Annotated in this window: 18 protein-coding genes; 6 read left to right on the top strand and 12 right to left on the bottom strand. The window is 66.2% G+C overall.

Going from position 1 to position 17,308, the window contains the following annotated elements; translation table 11 throughout:
* Window positions 1–36: 36 nt before the first annotated feature.
* Window positions 37–1,191: an acetylornithine deacetylase gene (argE, locus tag G481_RS0112490; RefSeq protein WP_028030340.1), complete on the bottom strand. Its 1,155-nt coding sequence runs from the start codon at window positions 1,189–1,191 to the stop codon at window positions 37–39.
* A 105-nt stretch (window positions 1,192–1,296) separates the two neighbouring features.
* Here argE (G481_RS0112490) and G481_RS0112485 point away from each other — a divergent pair, with 105 nt between their 5' ends.
* Window positions 1,297–2,532: an NAD(P)/FAD-dependent oxidoreductase gene (locus G481_RS0112485; RefSeq protein ID WP_028030339.1), complete on the top strand. Its 1,236-nt coding sequence runs from the start codon at window positions 1,297–1,299 to the stop codon at window positions 2,530–2,532.
* 23 nt (window positions 2,533–2,555) lie between these two features.
* Here G481_RS0112485 and G481_RS0112480 read toward each other — a convergent pair whose 3' ends face one another.
* From G481_RS0112480 to G481_RS0112465, 4 genes are read right to left on the bottom strand one after another with little or no spacing between them, the layout of a single operon-like run.
* The gene (locus tag G481_RS0112480) at window positions 2,556–3,575 is read right to left on the bottom strand and encodes an ABC transporter ATP-binding protein (RefSeq protein ID WP_028030338.1); all 1,020 of its coding nucleotides are present in this window, start codon (window positions 3,573–3,575) and stop codon (window positions 2,556–2,558) included.
* A gap of 16 nt (window positions 3,576–3,591) precedes the next feature.
* A complete protein-coding gene (locus G481_RS0112475; protein ID WP_028030337.1) occupies window positions 3,592–4,587 on the bottom strand; it encodes an ABC transporter ATP-binding protein in 996 nt (331 codons plus the stop codon).
* A gap of 11 nt (window positions 4,588–4,598) precedes the next feature.
* On the bottom strand, window positions 4,599–5,513 hold the full coding sequence (locus tag G481_RS0112470; protein WP_028030336.1) for an ABC transporter permease: 915 nt from the start codon (window positions 5,511–5,513) through the stop codon (window positions 4,599–4,601).
* Complete coding sequence (locus G481_RS0112465; RefSeq protein WP_028030335.1) at window positions 5,510–6,487, bottom strand: ABC transporter permease; 978 nt, start codon at window positions 6,485–6,487, stop codon at window positions 5,510–5,512. The genes G481_RS0112470 and G481_RS0112465 overlap by 4 nt, the downstream gene beginning before the upstream one ends.
* A 177-nt stretch (window positions 6,488–6,664) precedes the next feature.
* On the opposite strand from G481_RS0112465, the gene G481_RS0112460 reads away from it, so the two are divergent.
* The 4 genes from G481_RS0112460 to G481_RS23695 all read left to right on the top strand — a co-directional run bounded on the left by G481_RS0112460 (window position 6,665) and on the right by G481_RS23695 (window position 11,610).
* Window positions 6,665–8,233: an ABC transporter substrate-binding protein gene (locus G481_RS0112460; RefSeq protein ID WP_035025979.1), complete on the top strand. Its 1,569-nt coding sequence runs from the start codon at window positions 6,665–6,667 to the stop codon at window positions 8,231–8,233.
* Window positions 8,234–8,299: 66 nt separating this feature from the next.
* Entirely contained in the window at window positions 8,300–9,457 is a 1,158-nt protein-coding gene (argE, locus tag G481_RS0112455) for an acetylornithine deacetylase (RefSeq protein ID WP_028030333.1), read from the top strand.
* 105 nt (window positions 9,458–9,562) lie between these two features.
* Window positions 9,563–9,931 (top strand): hypothetical protein, encoded by a 369-nt coding sequence (locus G481_RS0112450; protein WP_161630525.1) that lies wholly within the window; start codon window positions 9,563–9,565, stop codon window positions 9,929–9,931.
* Window positions 9,931–11,610, top strand: a complete 1,680-nt coding sequence (locus G481_RS23695) for an ATP-binding protein (protein ID WP_051294508.1) — start codon at window positions 9,931–9,933, stop codon at window positions 11,608–11,610. The genes G481_RS0112450 and G481_RS23695 overlap by 1 nt, the downstream gene beginning before the upstream one ends.
* Window positions 11,611–11,631: 21 nt before the next feature.
* Here G481_RS23695 and G481_RS0112440 read toward each other — a convergent pair whose 3' ends face one another.
* From G481_RS0112440 to G481_RS0112425, 4 genes are all read right to left on the bottom strand, one after another.
* Window positions 11,632–11,853, bottom strand: coding sequence for a DUF2798 domain-containing protein (locus G481_RS0112440; protein WP_028030331.1), 222 nt, complete (start codon window positions 11,851–11,853; stop codon window positions 11,632–11,634).
* A 291-nt stretch (window positions 11,854–12,144) separates the two neighbouring features.
* Window positions 12,145–13,074: a 2-hydroxyacid dehydrogenase gene (locus tag G481_RS0112435; protein ID WP_028030330.1), complete on the bottom strand. Its 930-nt coding sequence runs from the start codon at window positions 13,072–13,074 to the stop codon at window positions 12,145–12,147.
* Complete coding sequence (locus G481_RS0112430) at window positions 13,074–13,697, bottom strand: thiamine phosphate synthase (protein ID WP_028030329.1); 624 nt, start codon at window positions 13,695–13,697, stop codon at window positions 13,074–13,076. Before G481_RS0112430 ends, G481_RS0112435 begins: the two co-directional genes overlap by 1 nt.
* A gap of 52 nt (window positions 13,698–13,749) precedes the next feature.
* On the bottom strand, window positions 13,750–14,079 hold the full coding sequence (locus tag G481_RS0112425; protein ID WP_028030328.1) for a TfoX/Sxy family protein: 330 nt from the start codon (window positions 14,077–14,079) through the stop codon (window positions 13,750–13,752).
* A 73-nt stretch (window positions 14,080–14,152) separates the two neighbouring features.
* On the opposite strand from G481_RS0112425, the gene G481_RS0112420 reads away from it, so the two are divergent.
* Window positions 14,153–14,866 carry an RNA methyltransferase gene (locus G481_RS0112420; RefSeq protein WP_035025976.1) on the top strand — a complete coding sequence of 238 codons (714 nt, stop codon included), beginning with the start codon at window positions 14,153–14,155 and terminating at the stop codon, window positions 14,864–14,866.
* A 144-nt stretch (window positions 14,867–15,010) separates the two neighbouring features.
* Here the strand turns inward: G481_RS0112420 and G481_RS0112415 are convergent, their stop codons facing one another.
* The 3 genes from G481_RS0112415 to rpiB form a co-directional block, all read right to left on the bottom strand.
* Complete coding sequence (locus tag G481_RS0112415; protein WP_028030326.1) at window positions 15,011–16,189, bottom strand: amidohydrolase family protein; 1,179 nt, start codon at window positions 16,187–16,189, stop codon at window positions 15,011–15,013.
* A gap of 83 nt (window positions 16,190–16,272) precedes the next feature.
* Window positions 16,273–16,707 (bottom strand): MarR family winged helix-turn-helix transcriptional regulator, encoded by a 435-nt coding sequence (locus G481_RS0112410; protein ID WP_028030325.1) that lies wholly within the window; start codon window positions 16,705–16,707, stop codon window positions 16,273–16,275.
* An 84-nt stretch (window positions 16,708–16,791) separates the two neighbouring features.
* Entirely contained in the window at window positions 16,792–17,241 is a 450-nt protein-coding gene (gene rpiB, locus G481_RS0112405) for a ribose 5-phosphate isomerase B (protein WP_028030324.1), read from the bottom strand.
* Between the last annotated feature and the right edge of the window lie 67 nt (window positions 17,242–17,308).

Here is a 17,308-nt window from a genome sequence, read left to right as displayed (position 1 = left end):
CGTCCGCCTGACGCCAAATGGCGCCGCGCCTGCGGGTCATGCGGTGCAGCTGTCCCCAAGCCGGTCAAGAAAGGCGATGCAACGTTCCAGCATGGCGATTTCGACATATTCGTCGGGCTGGTGCGGCTGGCTGTTGTCGCCCGGCCCGATCACCAGCGCGGGAATGCCCTGCAAGGTGAAGATGCCCGCCTCGGTGCCGCCCGATTTGGTCAATGGCTGCTGGGTGCCGGTCAGGTCGAGCATCTCGCGCAGGATCGCCGGGTCGCTGACCGGGTTCAGCGGCGGGATGCGGGCTTGAACGATGAATTCGATCCCGGCCTCGGGGCTGATCCGCTTCATCGCCGGCTCCAGGGTGCGGGCAAAGGCCTTCATCCGCTCCAGCACGGCCAGATCGCTGTCGGGCGGGCTGCCGGGGGTGATGCGCATTTCCCAGAAGAATTCGCAATCCTCGGCCACGATGTTGCCATGCAGACCGCCCCGGATCTGGTTGACCTGAATGGTGGACCAGGGCGGCGTGGCGGCAGCATAGTGCGGCCCGTCGCGCATGTCGTCGCGGATGCGGTTGATCTCGGCGATCACCTCGGCGGCGATCATCACCGCATTGACGTATTTGTCGGGCTGCGAGGAATGCCCCGGCACGCCCTTGACCTTGCACCAGCCGATCAGCCCGCCCTTGTGGGCATTGGCGACATGCATCTCGGTCGGCTCGCCGATCACCGCAAGGCGGGGTTTCATGCCGCTGGCGCCGATCCATTTCGCCATGTCCCATACGCCCGTGCAGCCCACTTCCTCGTCATAGGAAAAGGCAAAATGGATCGGGCGGGTCAGTTTCTTGGCGGCAAGCGCGGGCAGGGCGGCCAGGCAGCAGGCCAGAAAGCCCTGCATGTCGCTGGAGCCGCGCCCGATCAGCCGGCCGTTTTCCACCCGCGCCGTCCAGGGGTCGGCCGACCAGGCCTGGCCTTCGCAGGGCACCACATCGGTATGCCCGCTGAACAGCACCCCGCCCGGCACCTCGGGGCCAAGCGTCAAAAGCAGGCTGGCCTTTTGCCCGGTCGGGTCGGGAAAGCGGCGGGCGGTCATGCCATAGGGGCGCGCGACCTCTTCGATCCAGTCCAGCATCGGCAGGTTCGACCCTGCGCTGATGTTGCGAAATGCAATGATCCTGGCCAGCAGGTCGGTAACGTCGGTCATGGATGCGCCCCCTCGTGAAAACATCATTCGATTTTTTGATCACATATTGCGCGGCCGGGTTTTTCAAGTTCAAACTTCCGCAGGGGCGCGAATTCGGGGGTGGACATGGACGCAGGCGGGCAGGTTGTCGTTCTGGGCGCAGGCATCGCGGGTGTGTCGGCGGCGCTGCATCTGCAACAGCGCGGCGTGTCGGTGCTGCTGCTGGATCGCGCAAAGCCGGGCAGCGGCACAAGCCATGGCAATGCCGGGCTGATCGAGATGTCGACGGCCCTGCCGCACCCTTGCCCGCAAGATCTTGGCACGCTGGTGCGCTATGCCCTGAACCGCGCGCCGGATCTGCGCTGGCAGCCGGGCGGGCTGTTGGGCATGGCGGGCGGGCTATACGGCTATTGGCGCAATTCGCGTCCAGGCAGGATCGGGCCGATCGGGGCCAGCTTTCGGGCGCTAATGGGTAAGGCGCTGGACGAGCATCGTGCCCTGGCCGTGCCTGCCGGTGCGGCGGGGCTGCTGCGTGACTGCGGCTGGCTGGAACTGGTGCGCGACCCACGCCTGCTCGAGGTGGATCGGCAGGCCGAGGTGGCGCCCCATGGCATTCGCGTATCCCGGCTGGACAGCGCGGCGCTGGAGCGCGCCGAGCCGCATCTGCGCCAGCCCTTTGCCGGGGCGTTCCATTGGCAGGCGACCGTGTCGATCACCGATCCGGGGGCCTATGTTGCCCGACTGGCCGCGGCCTTTGTTGCGCGGGGCGGCGAGGTGATGGCGGCAAAGGTCCAGGGCGTGACGCGGCAGGGCGCCGGCTGGCGCATCGCCACGACCGGCGGTGCGGTTCACGCCGCGCGGGTGGTGGTTGCGTTGGGGCCATGGAGCCCGGATGTGCTGCGCCCGCTGGGTCTGCGGGTGCCGATGCTGTTCAAGCGGGGCTATCATAGGCACTTTGCAGCGGCCGAGGGGACGGTGCTGAACCACCCTGTGCATGTTCCGGGCAGCGGTCATCTGGTCGTGCCGATGGACATGGGGATCCGTGTGCTGACCGGGGTCGAGCTGGCCCCCCGCGATGCGCCACCCGATCTGCGGCAGATCAGGTCCGCCGAGGCGGCCGCGCGCACCTATCTGGCGCTGGCCGAGGCGCTGGATCCGCCCTGGCTGGGCACCCGCCCCTGCATGCCCGACATGCTGCCGGTGATTGGCGAGGCGACGGCGCATCCGGGTCTGTGGCTGCTGTTCGGCCATGGCCATCACGGGCTGACCCAAGGGCCGGCCAGCGGGCGCCTGCTGGCCGAGCTGATGACGGGCGAGGCCCCGTTCATAGACCCCGCGCCCTTTTCTGCGCATCGGCTGTAGGGCGGGGTTCACCCCGCCACACGTCAGACCGCGACGCCCTCGCCGATCAGATCGCAGGCTGCCAGCCGCCCCCCTGGCAATTCGCGCAAAGCCGGGCGGCGCGTCGCGCAGGCGGGCACGGCAATGGCGCAGCGCGGGTGGAAATGGCAGCCCGATGGCGGGTTGAGCGGCGATGGCATCTCGCCCTTGATCCCCTCGAACCGGCGCTTCTTCGGCTCCAGCCTTGGCACTTCGGCCAGAAGGGCGCGGGTATAGGGGTGCTGGGGATCGGCGAACAGCTCTTCGGCCCCGGCCAGTTCGACCACACGGCCCAGATACATCACCGCGATCCGGTCCGAGATATGTTGAACGACGCCCAGGTCGTGGCTGACGAAGATATAGGTCAGCCCCATCTGTTCGCGCAGGTCCATGAACAGGTTGAGGATCTGCGACTGGATCGACACATCCAGCGCGGCGGTGGATTCGTCGCAGATCAGCACCCGCGGCTTGACCGCCAAGGCCCGCGCGATGCCGATGCGTGCCCGCTGCCCGCCCGAAAACTGGTGGGCGTAAAGATAGCGGGTGCTGGGGTCGAGGCCGACCCGCTCCATCATCTCGCAGACATAGCCGTCCTGTTCCGACGCCTTGATCAGCCCATGCGCGACCGGCGCCTCGCCGATGATGTCGACAACGCGCAGGCGCGGGTTGAGCGAGGCCATGGGGTCCTGAAACACCATCTGCAGATCCAGCCCGGCCTGTCGGCGCTGGCTGGCGGACATGCCGGCCATGTCCTCGCCCTGAAACCGGATCGTGCCGGATGATGGCGACAGGATGCCGCTGATCATGCGGGCCAGCGTGGACTTGCCGCAGCCGGATTCGCCGACCAGCCCCAGAACCTCGCCCGGACGGACGGCAAAGCTGACATCGTCCACCGCCCGCACACGCGGCGGCAGGGGGCTTCCGACCAGCTTATGGGCAATGCGCGCGGCAATGTCGGGCTTGCGGGCAAAGATCCGGCCAACGCCGTCCAGCTGAAGGATGGGGGTGGCGGCGGGTTCGGTCATGGCGGGCATTCCGGGCTCAGGCCGTGGCGGTGGCGGTCAGGGGGTGGTGGCAGGCAACCGCGCGGCCAGCGACGGGGCGGGGCGCGGGCACCTCGGCCCGGCAGGTCGCATCGGCATGATCGCAGCGCGGATGGAACGGGCAGCCCGTCGGCATGGCAACCAGCGAAGGCGTTGCGCCAGGGATCTGCGCCAGCCGCGCCCCGCGATGGTTCCGGCTGGGAACCGAGGCGATCAGCCCGGCGGTATAGGGATGGCGCGCATCGGTCAGGATGTCGGCCACGGTTCCGGTTTCCACGATCCGGCCGGCGTACATCACCGCGATGCGGTCGGCCAATCCGGCGACCACCGACAGATCATGCGTGATCCAGACCAGCGCCGTGCCGGTTTCGGCGGCCAGTTGCTGCACCTCGCCCAGAACCTGGCTCTGGATCGTCACGTCAAGGGCCGTCGTCGGTTCATCCGCGATCAGCACCGCGGGGCGGTTCAAGAGGGCAATGGCAATCGCCAGCCGCTGCCGCATCCCGCCGGAAAACTGGTGCGGATAGCCCAGAAGCCGTTCTTCGGGCGAGGGGATGCCCACGGCGGCCAGCGCAGTGACGCAGCGATCCCGCGCCGCCTTGTGCGACAGGGCGGGGTCGTGGGCGCGCAGGGCCTCGATCATCTGGGTATCGACGCGCAGCACCGGGTTCAGCGTGGTCGAGGGATCCTGAAAGATTATCGAGATCTCGCGCCCGCGCATCCGGCGCAGATCCGCCTCGGACCGGCCGACCATCTCGTGCCCGTTCACCTTGACCGAGCCGGAAACGATGCGTCCCGGCGGGTCGATCAGGCCCATGGTGGCAAGGCCGGTGATCGACTTGCCGGAACCGGATTCCCCGACCAGCCCCAGCACCTCGCCGGGGGCGACCTGAAAGCTGATGCCGCGCACGGCGGCCAGATCGCCGCGGCGGGTTCCAAAGGACACGGCAAGGTTCGTCACCTCAAGTGCGGGGGCGGCGGGATGTGCGGTCATTGGTCCCTCGCTCACGACGAAAGCCGGGGGTTGAGGACGATGCGCAGCCGGTCGCCCACAAGGTTGATGGCGATGATCACGACCACCAGCATCACGCCGGGGAACACCGCGATCCAGTATTTGCCCGACAGCATGTAGCTGTAGCCCTGCGAGATCAGCATCCCCAGCGAGGGTTCCGTCACCGGCACCCCGGCGCCAAGAAACGACAGCGTCGATTCCAGCAAGATCGCGCCGGCCACCTGCACTGTGGCCACAACGATCAGCGGCGGAATGCAGTTCGGCAGCAGGTGGCGGAACAGCACCCGCCAGCGCGGCAGTTGCAGCACCTCGCAGGCGGCGATGTAATCCTTGCGGGTTTCCACCAGGGCCGATCCGCGCACGGTGCGGGCGTAATAGGCCCATTGCACGATCACCAGCGCAAAGATCACCTTGTCGATCCCGCGGCCAAAGGCCGACAGCAGCACCAGCGCGATCAGGATGGACGGAAAGGCCAGATGCAGATCGACGATCCGCATCACGACGGCCTCGAACCGGCCACCGATGAAGGCGGCGGCGACGCCGACCGTCGCCCCGATCGCCCCCGCGATCAGCACCGTGGTGATGCCGACCGACAGCGAGATCCGCAGCCCGTACAGGATGGCCGACAGCATGTCGCGTCCCTGCGAGTCGGTGCCCAGCCAGGCAATCTGGCCCGACATCAGCTCGCTTCCTGGCGGCAACATGTTGTCCATGATGTCGATCTGCATCAGGTCATAGGGGTTCTGCGGCGCGATCCATGGCGCCAGCAGCGCCACGACAACAGCGACCAGCAGGATCAGCAGCCCGACCACCGCCGAGGGCTTTTCGATGAACTTTGCCGCCTGGATCAGCAGGATGTTCTGTTTGGGCAAGGGCGCGCGGGCCGGGGTGGCGGGCGGCTGGCTCATGCGCTTTCCTCCGACAGCCGGATCCGCGGATCCAGCACGGCATACAGGATATCGACCACAAGGTTGATCACGACGAACATCACCGTGGTGAACAGCAGGTAGGTCACGACAACCGGCCGGTCGAGCCGGTTGATGGAGCTGATCAGCAGCTCGCCCATGCCCTGATAGGCATAGATCGTCTCGACCACGACGGAAAACGCCAGCAGGCCGCCGAATTCCATCCCCATGATGGTGACGACCGGGATCATCACGTTCTTGAAGATGTGCAGGCTGACGATGCGCCAGAACCCCAGTCCCTTGGCGCGGGCAAAGCGGATGTAGTCTTGCGACATCACCTCGCGCGTGCCGGATTCGCACACCCGGATCACCAGCGACGCCTTGTAAAGCGCAAGGGTCGTGGCCGGCAGGATCATGTGCTTGAGCCCGTCCAGCGTCAGCGATGCGAAATTGGCGCCGAAGACCTGCACCGTTTCCCCCCGCCCGCCCGAGGGCAGCAGTTGCAGCGTCACCGCAAAGATCAGGATCAGCATCAGCCCCACCCAGAAGGCCGGCAGCGAAAACCCAAGGATCGACCCGGCCATGATCGTCTTGCCGGCAAAGCTGCCCGGCCGCATCCCGGCGATGATGCCCAGCGGGATCCCGATGGCCAGCGCCAGCAGCATGGCGAACACCGCCAGCTCCAGCGTGGTTGGCAGGCGCAGCATCAGCACTTCGATCGCCGGGATGCCATAGACGAACGAGGTGCCCAGATCGCCGCGCACGGCATTCCACAGGAACAGGCCGAACTGTTCGTAAAGCGGGCGGTCCAGCCCCAGGCGCTGGATCGCCGCTGCGCGTTCGATCTGGTCGGAATCGGGGCTGAGCAGCGCGTCGACCGGGTTGCCCAGCATGTAGACAGCGGCAAAGACCAGCACCGCCATGGCCAGCATCACGAACAGCGCCTGAAAGATCCGGCGAATCAGGTAGGCGGTCATGGGCAGATCTCGTGGCGCGGAACGGCGGGCTCTGGGTGGTTCAAGCGCGTGTCCTTCTTGTCTGGTGGCCGATTGGATGGCGCCAGGGGGGCGGCGGCGATAGTAATGGTTGAAACTCAAATTAACAGCGTTGTATCATTTGATCAAGGAAACACTCAACAACAGGGAAACACCAACATGACCTATGTCAGCAGGCTTCTGTCATCGGCGGCGCTGGCCATTGCCTTGGCGGGCAGCGCGGCTCAGGCGGCGGATCTGACCTATGCGATCAGCGCGCCCGTCACGGCCGTCGATCCCCACTATCAGAATGCGACGCCGAACAACGCCGCCCTTGGCAATATCTTCGAGGCGCTGACGGTGATCGGCCCCGATGGCATGGTTCATCCCTCGCTGGCCAAGGAATGGCGGCTGGTCGATGACGTGACCTGGGAATTCGATCTGGTCGATGCCACGTTCCACGATGGCAGCCCGTTCACGGCGGCGGATGTGGAATTTTCTCTGCTGCGTCCGGCGACGATCACCAACAGCCCGTCGTCCTTCACGATCTACACGAGGCCGGTGAAAGAGATCCAGATCGTCGACGATCACAAGATCCGGGTTGTCACCAACTTCCCCTATCCGCAGTTCCTGCGCGACCTCTCGCGCGTGGCGGTGGTCAAGAAAGCCGCGGTCGAGGGTGCCGGCACACCCGATTTCAACAGCGGCAAGGTTGCGATCGGCACGGGCCCCTACAAGTTCGCGGGCTACACGCCGGACGATCAGCTGAACATGACCCGATTTGACGGCTACTGGGGCGACAAGCCGGCGTGGGACAATGTGCGCATCCGCTTCATCACCGATGATGGTGCGCGGTCTGCGGCGCTGCTGTCCGGTTCGGTCGATGCGATCGAGAACGTGCCGACCACCGATCTGGACCGCTTCAAGTCCAACCCCGATCTGGTCTTTGAATCGGCCAAGTCTATGCGCGTCGTGTTCCTGTTCGTCGACAGCGGCCGCGACCAGCCCCCGACCGTCATGGGCCATGACGGCAAGCCGCTGGACAAGAACCCGCTCAAGGATGTGCGCGTGCGTCAGGCGATCAGCTATGCCATCAACCGCGAGGCGATCCGTGACCGGCTGATGTCGGGGCTGGCCTATCCGACCTGGAACATCGTGTTCGATGGGGGCGAGGGCAATATCCCGGCGCTGGACAGCCCGGTGTTCGATGCCAACAAGGCCAAGGCGCTGCTGGCCGAGGCGGGGTATCCGGACGGCTTCCAGATCACGCTGGCGACCCCGAACAACCGCCTGATCAATGATGAACAGGTGGCACAGGGCGTGGCGCAGATGCTGACCCGCGTGGGCATCAAGACCCAGGTCGATGCGATGCCCTTCACCATGGTCAACACCCGCGGCAATGGCGGCGAGTTCGCCTTCAGCATGATGGCCTGGGGGAACACCGCCGATGCGGCCGGCGGCATTCGCGCGATGATTGCCTGCAAGAACAAGGACAAGGGCATGGGTCCGGTCAACTGGGGCAACTATTGCAACCCCAAGCTGGACGAGGTGACCATGAAGGCCATGTCCACCATGGATACCGACGCCCGCAAGGGGTTGATGGCCGAAGCGGCGCAGATCGTGCATGACGACATGGCCATCGTGCCGCTCTACTGGCAGGGCTCGACCTGGGCGGCGCGCAAGGGCATCGACATCCTGCCGCGCGCCGACGAACAGACCCGCCCGTCGTCGTTCACGCCGAAGAACTGATCCGCGTCCTTTCGTGACGCGACCCTCGGGCGGCTTCGGCCGCCCGACCCATGACCGGAGCCCGACATGACCCAGCCCCTCAGCGCCACCGACTATCTTGCCCGACTGGTGGCCTTTCCCACCGTCAGCGCGGTCAGCAACCTTGCCATGGCCGACGCGATCGAGGCGATGGTCGCCCCCTATGGCGGCCGGTGCCGCCGGTTCCCGAATGCCACTGGCGACAAGGCCAATCTGCTGGTCACCTTCGGACCCGAGCTGCCCGGCGGGGTGCTGTTCAGCGGCCATATGGATGTCGTCCCCTGCGAGGGCCAGGACTGGACCGGCGATCCCTGGACCCTGCGCCATGTGGACGGGCGGGTGATCGGCCGGGGCGCAACCGACATGAAGGGGTTTCTGGCCTGCTGTCTTGCCGCGATGCCGGCGATTGCCGCCGCCCCCTTGCAGCGGCCGGTGCATTTCGCCTTTTCCTATGACGAAGAGGTCGGCTGCACCGGCGTCGGGTCCATGGCCGAATGGATCGGCGCCAGTGCGATGCGCCCCCGTCTGGCCGTGATCGGCGAGCCGAGCAACATGGAACTGATCACCGCGCACAAGGGCGGCATGATCGGCTGGGCGCATGTCAAGGGCGTGCCCGGCCATTCCTCGCAGCCTGACAAGTATGTCAATGCGGTGATGATCGCCGCCGAACTGGTGGCCGAGATCAACCGCATCCGCCAGGACATGAAGGACGGGCCGCGGCTCGATCTGTTCGATCCCCCCTATTCCACCATTCAGGTCAACCAGATCCGCGGTGGCCTGCATGGCAATATCGTTGCCGAGGATTGCGCCTTTTTCTGGGAAATGCGCGTCGTGCCCGGCACCGACGATCGCGAAGTGTTCCGGCGCTTTTCGACCTATGCGGCCGAGGTGCTGGAACCGGCCATGAAGCGCATCTCGCCCGAGGCCGGCATCCGGTTCGACGTCATGTCGCGCATTCCCCTGCTGGCACCGCTGGGCGAGTCCGGGCTCGAGGCGGAACTGCTGGGTCTTCTGGGCCAGTCGGCGCCCCGCGGCGTGTCCTATGGCACCGAGGCAGGGATCTTTGCCGCCGCGGGGATCCCTTCGGTGGTCTGCGGGCCTGGCGACATTGCCGATGCGCATCAGCCGGACGAAGGCATCGCCATTGCGCAGCTGGACGCCTGCGTGGCGTTCCTGGAACGCCTTGCGGGCAGCTGTCGCGGCTAGCGATCATCGCGGGCCGCCCGACAGCCTGGCGCACGGGCGGCCCGGTTTGCTCTGCCTTTTCTTGGCATGGCAATTCATCAGAAATAAACTAAGCTCGGACAATCTGTGGCCATGCATGATTGTCCTGGAATGAAAATTCGACGCTACGTCCCGGCTGGCCTGATTGGTTTCGCAGGCCTTTTCGGCCTTGCAGGCATTGCCATGATTCCGGCCGAAGATGCGGCTCAGGTTGGCATCTTCATTTCCTCGCCCGACGGCGTGGCCGATGGGCAGCACCGGATCGGGCAGTTGTCCTTGCCAATCGTCGATATTCGCCTGGGCGGGCGGCTGATCATCATCTCATCCCGGACATATGACGGCAAACGGCTTGGCCTGAGCGAGATCAGGGCCCGGTTGCCAGGCGATCTGTTCATGGTCAGCGCGCGTGGGGCGACATGCATAGACGAACAATCTTCAAGCCGGAAATCGGGCTGATGTCGGGCCCGACCCTTGATCTTGGCCGGCTGGATCGCCTGCGCGATTACATGGGCCGGGTCGTGCTGGTCTTTGTCTGGCTGCATGTGCCGCTGACTGCGGCCATCGCGCTGGCAGGTGGGGCCGGCGGGGTGGCCGTGCCGCTTGCCGTTGCAGGGCTTTGTGGGCTTGCCACGCTGGATTGGTGGCGGGATGCAACAGGCGAAAGCGCCCAGCTGACGATTGCCGCCTGTCTGGCCCTGATCGTGTCCTGTGTCGTCTTCCAGTTGTCCTATCACCCGTGGCAACCGGATGCGCATATGTATTTCTTCGCCGCCTATGCGACGATTGCCGCGTTTTGCAATGCGCGGGCGATCATCGTCTATGGCGTGATCGTCTGCCTGCATCATCTGCTGTTGAATTTCCTGCTTCCCAATGCGGTGTTTCTGGGCGGGGCAGATTTCGGCCGCGTTATCCTTCATGCGGTGATCGTGATCGTCCAGGGGGTCGCGCTGGTCTGGCTGGCGCAAACGCTGGCCCAGACAATCAATGAGGCCGATACGGCCAACCGCGCCAAGACAGCCTTCCTTGCCAACATGAGCCACGAGATTCGCACCCCGATGAACGGGGTTCTGGGCATGGCGGAACTGCTGGGCGACACGCGCCTTGCCCCCGAGCAGAAGGGCATGGTGGACACCATGCGCAATTCGGCCGAGGCCCTGCTGGGCGTGATCAACGACATCCTCGATCTTGCCAGGATCGAGGCTGGCAAGGCCACGCTGGACGAACAGCCCTTTGATCCGCTGATCCTGTTCCGCAAGGTCGAGGCGCTGCACCGCATCACCGCCGAGCGAAAGGGGATCGGCTTTCACCTTGTCATTGCCGAGCGGGCCCAGGCGATGCGCCGGGGCGATGAAACCAAGCTGATCCAGATCCTCAACAACCTGATCGGCAATGCCGTCAAGTTCACCGATTCCGGCGAGGTGCATGTCGCCGTCGATCAGGGGCGGGACGGCGGGCTGGACATCGTGATCACCGATACGGGCATCGGCATGACCGAAGACCAGATCGCCCGCGTCTTTGACGAATTCGAACAGGCCGATACCTCGATCACCCGCCGCTTTGGTGGGTCGGGTCTGGGGATGCCCATCGTCAAGCGCCTCGTCGGCATGATGCGGGGCGAGGTGCGGCTGGCCTCTCACCCTGGTCGGGGCACGCTGGTCGAACTGTGGTTGCCCTTGCCTATCAGCGAAGGCCCCGGTCAGGCCGCAGCCCCGGTCGATCTCCCTCAGTCGGCCGACCTCTCCGCACTGCGCGTTCTGGTGGCCGAGGACAATCGGACGAACACGATGATCCTCAAGGCGATGCTGCAATCCCTGGGGGTCGCGGCCGATTTCGTCGAAGACGGCACGGATGCCGTGGCGATCTGGCGGCCCGGCCGCTATGACCTGATGCTGCTGGATATCTCGATGCCGGAACTTGACGGCATCTCGACGCTGGCCGCGATCCGGGACAAGGCGGCAGGGGCATCGGTGCCCCTGGCCATTGCAGCAACCGCCAACGTGATGGAGGATCAGGTCAGCCGCTATCTTGCGGCGGGGTTTGCGGCCGTTCTGGGCAAGCCCTACAAAAAGACCGATCTGCGGACCATGCTGGAACTGGCGCAGTCTGGCAGTCTGGCGGGCCGCGACGTTGCCTGACTGGCCGCCCGTCCGCTGTGATCAGCGGACGGGACGCAGCTTGCCTACGATCGCAAAGGCAAGGCGGCCGACACCCTGCGTCAGCACAAAGGCGATGGGCCAGGCGATGATGAACTGGCGTGGCCATTCGTGCAGCCATTCGCGGGTCAGCCCAAGGTGGAACGCCAGCATGATGCCCGACATCGAGGCGGCCATCATCAGCGTGATAAGCGCCTGAGCCAGCAGCAGGGATTTCTTGTCCATGACAAGGTCTCTTTTCTGTCGACCGTGCCGGGTTCAGGAAAGCCCCATATCCAGCACCAGCCTGATTGCAGGTTGACGCCGAGGGATCATGCTGTCGCATGAGCGATCCCGCAAAAGCGGGAACCGGAATAACCAGACCGATCTTGAATCTTTCCGACACGGGCCTTGTGGCCTGCGGCCAGGGCAATGTCAATTCATCTGCCAGAGCCGCCGCCGCCCCCGGCCGGGGGCGGCCTGGCCCAAAGGAAGCGGTCGCGCCTTGCGCGGCCAGCGCCCTGCGGGAGCGCGCGGTCAATAGCCCCGCGCGCGGTCCACCAGATACAGCAACGGCTCGCCCGCCTCGCTGCGCCGGATATTGTCGGCCACCACCCGGCTGGCCGATGGCGCGCGGGTTTCGGCGGCGATATGCGGCGTCACTGTCACCCGCGGATGGCCCCAGAACGGGTGATCTTGCGGCAGCGGTTCTGTGCGGAACACGTCCAGCGTGGCATGGCCCAGATGCCCGCTGTCCAGCGCGGCCAGCAATGCCGAATCGTCGATCAGCGTGCCGCGGCCGGGGTTCAGGATCACCGCGCCGTGCGGCAGCAGCGCCAGGCGGCGGGCATCCAGCAGGTTTTCGGTCTGCGGTGTCGCTGGCAGCAAGGTCACGACGATCTGCGCCGATGCCAGCGCCGCCGACAGCCCCGCCTCGCCCGAAAGGCAGGTCAGCCCCGCGACCTCGCGCGGGCTGCGCGACCAGCCGGTCACCGGAAAACCCAGATGCACCAGCATCTGCGCGCAGGCCTGGCCCAGCTCGCCCAGCCCCAGCACCGTCACCGGCCGCTCTGACGCCAGCGGGGGCGGCAGCGGAATCCAGCGATGATCGGGGTTCACGATATGCGCATCCATCCCCAGATGATGGCGCAGCACATGACCCGTGACCCATTCCACCATGCCCGCCGTCAGCGCCGGATCGACCATCCGGCACAGCGGCTGCGTCAGGGTCGGATTGCCGACGATCCGCTCGACCCCGGCCCACAGGTTCAGCACCGCCTTGCAGCGGGTGTAGGGGGTGAAATCGGTGATATTCCCACCGGGGGCGAAGACGATGTAATCCGCCTGATCGGGCGGGCAATCGGTGACCAGCCGCGCGGCAATTCCTGCCTCGGCCAGGGCGGCGCGCAGATGCGGCTCATAGGTCGGCCAGCGGGCCGCACCGGCGGCGAACAGAACGGTCAGCATCAGCCCATCGCCTTGACCAGCGCGCGCAGCGCCGCGGCCGGATCGTCGCTGCGCCAGATTTCCTCGTCGCCAAAGGCGAAGAAATCGGTGATCGGCGTCAGCTGCGCGACCAGATCGGCGGTCAGCGCGCCTTCGGCCACCACCGGCACCTCGATCATCTCGGTCCACCACTGGAACAGCTCGGCCTCGGCGCGGCTGCCATCACCCAGAGCCGTTGCACCCACCGGGCCAAAGGCCACATAATCGGCGCCAGCTTCGGCGGCGTTCATCCCCTCGTGCCGGGTGGTGCCGCAGAAGGTGCCGATGATCGCATCCTGCCCCAGATCCTTGCGCACCTTGCGCACCAGGCGGGCGCCGTCGGTCAGGTGCACGCCGTCCAGCCCCAGCCGCTCGACCAGCTGGACATGCCGTTCGATCACCAGCGCGACATCGCGGGCATGGGCGATTTCACGCAGCGCATCGGCGGCGCGGGCGACGTGATCTTCATCCCGGCTGGCCAGCGACAGGCGCAAACAGGCGACCTCGGCCGCGTCCAGCACCGAGGCAAGTCGGGCCGGGAAGGTCTCAAGGTCAAAGTCGGGCGGCGTGACAAGATAGATCTGCGGGAGTTCGGTATCGGCCATGGCGCGGTCCTTCGGCGGTTTCGCGCCCTATAGCGCGGCTGGGCGGGCTTGGCTACCGGGGCGGCAGCGTGGCGATATGCGTCAGGGCCATGTCCAGCAGGGTCAGGCGGGCCGCATCCTCGCCCATGCAATCGGCGGCCAACTCGACGAAATCCGGCATCGGGCGGCGGGTGACGTTCATCACCGCCGTGCCGTCCAGCGCCAGCGCCTCTGCCTGACGCGCGCGTCCGACACGGTAGAAGGCGCCGCGCGGCATCAGCCCGCAGGCCATGTGGCCGCTGACCATGAAGGCCATGCCGCCGAACATGCGTTGCTCGCGCACGTCCTGCCGGTCGGCCATATCGCTGCGCATCAGTTCCAGAAGGCCCGGATCGGCGGCCATGTCTGCCCCTTTGGCTTGCGTGACGGGTCCACCCAGCCTATCACCCCCGCGACTTCCCGCCACAGGAATCCCGATGACCCAGCCCCTGATGATCCTTGTCCGCCCGCAGATGGGCGAGAATATCGGCGCCGCCGCTCGGGCCATGCTGAACTTCGGGCTGGACGGCATGCGGATCGTCGCCCCGCGCGATGGCTGGCCGAACCCCAAGGCGGTGGCCATGGCCTCGGGCGCCGGGCGGCTTCTGGACCGGGCGGGGCTGTTTGCCGATCTGCCGGGGGCGCTGGCCGATTGCCATTATGTCTTTGCCACCACCGCCCGCCCGCGCGAGCTGACCAAGCCCGTGGTCACCCCCGAAGAGGCCATGGCCCAGACCCGCGCCCTGATTGCCGCAGGCAAGAAGGTGGCCATCCTGTTCGGCCCCGAACGCACCGGGCTGGAAAACGACGAGGTGGCGCAGGCCAATGCCATCGTCACCGTGCCGGTGAATCCCGAATTTCCCTCGCTGAACCTCGCGCAATGCGTGCTGCTGACCGCCTATGAATGGCGCCGCCAGACCGACGGCACGATCCCGGTGCCCGAGGTCGACCTTGCCACCAGCGTGGAACGCCAGCACCTTGGCGATCACTACGAGGATGTGCTGGACAAGGCGGGGTTCTTCTTCCCCGAAACCAAGGCGGCGAACATGAAGCGCAACCTGCGCAGCATGTGGGCCCGGCTGCCGCTGACGCGGGCCGATGTGCAGATGCTGCACGGCATGCTGCGCCAGGTGGTGCGGCGGCTGGGCTAGGACGGACCGGCAGCCAGCGAACCCGCTGCGCAAGGGGCCCTGAACCCCTTCTCCCCTTTCATCTGTCCCCAAATATCCCACGGGGAGGTCTGGAGGGGTGTGAAACCCCTCCAGCGGCCAGCCAGGGGCGCTGGCGCATCCGACCTAGGCCCGGCGCCCGATGATCTCCGGCGCGCGCATCGCGGGGGGCGTATTGCGGCTGCGCTCGCTGCGGACGACACCGTCGATGACGGTCATGCCGACGCCCGGCAGGTTGCCCAGCTGGATCGAGTCCAGCATCGTCTTGCCCGGTGCGTGTTGCGCCTGATCCAGCAGGACGAAATCCGCCGCGCGCCCCACTTCGATCAGCCCGCAATCCAGATTGCGCCGCCGCGCGGTGTTGCCGGTCGCCAGGCAGAACGCGATCTCGGCCGGGATGTTTCCCAGCGAGGACAGCATCGCCACCATCCGCAGAATGCCCAAAGGCTGCACCCCCGACCCGGCCGGACCATCGGTGCCCAGGATCACCTGATCCAGCTTTTTCAGCTCGCGGGCCGTGTTCAGCGTCAGCAGCGCCGCGCGTTCGTTGCCGTTATGCACGATCTCCAGCGCGGCATGGCATTTCTCGCACAGGCAGATGATCTGGTCGTCGGGCAGGGCGGTGTGGCCCCCGTTGATATGCCCCACGACATCGGTGCCGGTTTCCAGCACCATATCGGCATCAATCAGCCCCGATCCGGGGATCGACGGCCCGCCGGTATGAATGGTCGACTGGATGCCGTATTTGCGCGCCCAATCCACCATCTGTCGGGCGGTCTTGCCATCCTTGACGGAGCCAAGGCCCACCTCGCCAAGATAGCCGACACCGGCGGCGGCCAGTTCCTTGAAGTCGTTTTCCTCCATCCCGTGTTCGATCACGGGCGCGCCGGCCAGAACCTTGACCCCCGAGGGGCGGAAGTTTTCGTACCAACGCTGCGCGGCGATCGCCATGGCCTTCAGCCCGATGATATCCTTGGGCCGGCCGGGCATGTGCACCTCGCCCGCCGAGATCATCGTGGTGACGCCGCCATGCAGCGTGCTGTCGATCCAGTGCAGCTGTTGCTGGCGGGGGGTATAGTCGCCCACGACCGGGTGGACATGGCTGTCGATCAGCCCGGGCGACAGGGCAACGCCCTTGGCGTCGATCACCGTCGCAGCGCCTTCGGTGTCCAGATCCTTCTCGCGCCCCCAGGCGGCAATGCGGCCGTCGATGGCGATCAGGCAGTCGCCGTCCAGAACCGGGTCCTCGATGCGGCCGGAAAGGATAAGTCCGATGTTCCGGATGACCAGTTTCGATTCGCCCATGTCGCGGCTCCCGACTGCGTGATCACTGTTAGCAGACTAACGAGCACGCGGTTTCGGTCAAGCACGCTTGCGCTTGGGGGCGCTCAGGTCAGCTTTGCGATCAGCCGCAACAGCGTGCGCCGCTCGGCTGGGTTCAGCGGCGCCAGCGTCTGTTCCGAGATCGCCAGCCCGACCGGCCGCATCCGCGCCAGCAGCGCGCGCCCCTCGTCGGTCAGCGAAATCACGCTGCGGCGCCGGTCGTCCGGGTCGGGTTCCGACACCGCCAGGCCGCGTTCGCGCAGCCGGTCGACGACGCCCTTGATGGTGGCCACATCCATCGCCGCCAGCCGGCCCAGCCGGTTCTGCGAGGATTTGCCCTCGGCCTCCAGCCGCACCATCACCGAAAACTGCGTCGGCGTCAGGTTCTGCAGCGTGTGGTCCTGAAAGATCGTCGTGTGGCGCTGGTTGGCCAGCCGCAGCAGATAGCCGATCTGGTCGTCAAGCCGGTAGTCCACAGGGTCATCAGTCATGGTCGCCATGGGGCAGGTCTGCCTTGTGCTGCATGGGGCGCCGGCCACCTTGCCAATGGCGGCGGCCGGTCCCGGGGGCCTCGCCAAAGGCGCTCAGCCTTCCAGCGCCTCGATCATCTCGACCCGCGTTGCGTGCCGGCCGCCTTCGAATTCGGCAGTCAGAAAGGCATCGACGATATCCAGCGCCAGCCCTTCGCCCACCACGCGGGCCCCCAGCGACAGCATGTTGGCATCGTTGTGCTGGCGGATCATCCGGGCCGAGAACGTGTCGGAACAGACACCGCAGCGGATGCCCCTGACCTTGTTCGCCGCCATCATGATGCCCTGCCCGGTGCCGCACAGCACGATGCCCAGCCGGCAATCGCCCGAGGCGACCAACTGCGCCGCCGCCGCGCCGTGTTTCGGGTAATGGGTGCTTTCGGGGGTCGTCGGCCCGATATCCACCACCTCCCAGCCTGCCGCCGCGATATGGGCGGCGATGGCCTGGCGAAGCGGAATGGCGGCGTGGTCGCTGGACAGGGCGATGCGTTTGCTGGCAGTCATGGCACGAGCCTCGGTTAAGATTTTCCTGGCGTTCATGGCCGGGCCGGCCCCGACAGTAAAGCGCGAA

Source organism: Gemmobacter nectariphilus DSM 15620, assembly GCF_000429765.1.
GTDB classification, from domain to species: Bacteria; Pseudomonadota; Alphaproteobacteria; order Rhodobacterales; family Rhodobacteraceae; genus Wagnerdoeblera; species Wagnerdoeblera nectariphila.
The sequence above is the reverse complement of the archived record's forward strand: the minus strand, read 5'-3'. Positions and strand labels throughout refer to the sequence as shown.